2 protein-coding genes are annotated in these 1,595 nt (G+C 56.2%); one reads left to right on the top strand and one right to left on the bottom strand.

What is annotated here, in order from left to right:
* The first annotated feature begins 47 nt into the window (after window positions 1–47).
* A complete protein-coding gene (locus NW843_RS11425; RefSeq protein ID WP_414523000.1) occupies window positions 48–788 on the top strand; it encodes a glycerophosphodiester phosphodiesterase in 741 nt (246 codons plus the stop codon).
* Here the strand turns inward: NW843_RS11425 and NW843_RS11420 are convergent.
* The gene (locus NW843_RS11420) at window positions 785–1,507 is read right to left on the bottom strand and encodes a protein-L-isoaspartate(D-aspartate) O-methyltransferase (protein ID WP_414358474.1); all 723 of its coding nucleotides are present in this window, start codon (window positions 1,505–1,507) and stop codon (window positions 785–787) included. The genes NW843_RS11425 and NW843_RS11420 overlap by 4 nt on opposite strands.
* Window positions 1,508–1,595 lie beyond the last annotated feature (88 nt).

Genomic DNA, 1,595 nt, shown 5'->3' with positions numbered 1-1,595 from the left:
AACAGTGATGTTCAGCAGTGTTCAGCGTAAATGTATCAGGTGCTGACATGCTCCCCTACACCCAGATTGTCGCCCACCGTGGGGAGCACACCCACGCCGAGGAAAACACGTTGGCCGCTTTTGCTGCCGCTATTGAGGTGGGGGCCGAGCAAATTGAGCTGGATGTGCGCTGTAGCCGAGATGGGATCCCACTGGTTGTTCACGATGCCGATTTGGATGGACAGCCTTTGGCCGCATTAACTTGGGCCGAGATTCGGGCCCGCAAACCCACGATTCCCACTCTTGAAGAGACCCTGTCACATATCAAGGGCAAAATCACCCTCGATATCGAACTCAAAGAAGCAGGCTATGAGGAACAAGTCCTTGCCCTCGTTAGCGATATTTTGACCCCCGAAGAATTTGTGATCACCTCTTTTTTGCCTCAGGTGGTGCAGCGGGTTAAAACGCTTTTGTCCCCGCAACCCAAGGTTGGCCTGTTGATCGAGGCAAAGGCTGAGGAGCAAGCCAAGGGATCTTTACTTACCCGTTGCCGGGAGTTGGGAGCGGATTTTCTGGCCCCCCACTACAGTTGGGTGAACTTGCAGTTCTTGGCTGAAGCTGAACAGGCCGGGATCCCTCTGTACGTTTGGACGGTGAACGATCCTGAAGTGATGAAGTTGTGCTTGCAGCCATTTGCCGGCTCAGTAGGACAAAATCCCGTTGTTCAAGGGTTGATTACCGACCGTCCCCAATTGGCTTTGCAAATTCGCGCCCACCTTTTGGCAGGAGTAGAGGGGGCAAGACCCTAGACCATGGGCACAAACTGCACCGGAAAAGCCCCTTTTTGAACCCATCCTTGGGCTGTTTTGCAGAGGATCAGCAAGGACTGGGATCCCTGGGCACCGGAGTCCGAAGGGCTTTCTCCCACCGGCACCACCAAGGTGCCCCCCACCGCCAGTTGATCCAGCAGCACCATGGGCACAGTTGGGGGCGCTGCCGTCACCAGAATGGCATCGTAGGGAGCATGCTCTGGCCAACCTTGGTAGCCATCCCCCTGACGCACTTCCACATTGCGATAGCCCAGGGCAGCGAGGGTTTGTTGAGCTTGAGCAGCCAATGGGGACAGACGCTCCAGGCTATACACTTGCCGGGCCAGCTCTGCCAAAACAGCCGCCTGATAGCCGGAGCCGGTGCCGATTTCCAACACCACCGATTCAGGCGTGAGGCGAGCAGCTTCTGTCATAAAAGCAACAATATAGGGCTGAGAAATGGTCTGGCCATAGCCGATGGGCAGAGGGCAATCCCTGTAGGCCCGATCCCGCAGATCAGAGGGGACAAAAAGGTGACGCGGCACTTTTCCCATGGCTTCCAGTACCCGTGGATCTCGGATCCCTCGTTTGATGAGCTGTTTCTTGACCATCTGCTCCCGTTGGGAAGCAAAGGGATCCGCAGCGTCGGGGGACTCTGGGATCCCAGCTGGAGAGCGAGAAGAATGTCTCCACCGGAAGGATGAGAATGGGTTGATCACCGATACACAACCTCCAGAAACGATGAGCTGCTCAGCTAGAAATCGCAGGAGCCCCGTACGGTACCCGTAGGGTCAGTGTCGGGAGGAA

The organism is Synechococcus sp. R5-12 (assembly GCF_047502655.1).
GTDB lineage: Bacteria > Cyanobacteriota > Cyanobacteriia > Thermostichales > Thermostichaceae > Thermostichus.
Note: the sequence above shows the minus strand (reverse complement) of the source record. Positions and strands in the feature narration are given on the sequence as shown.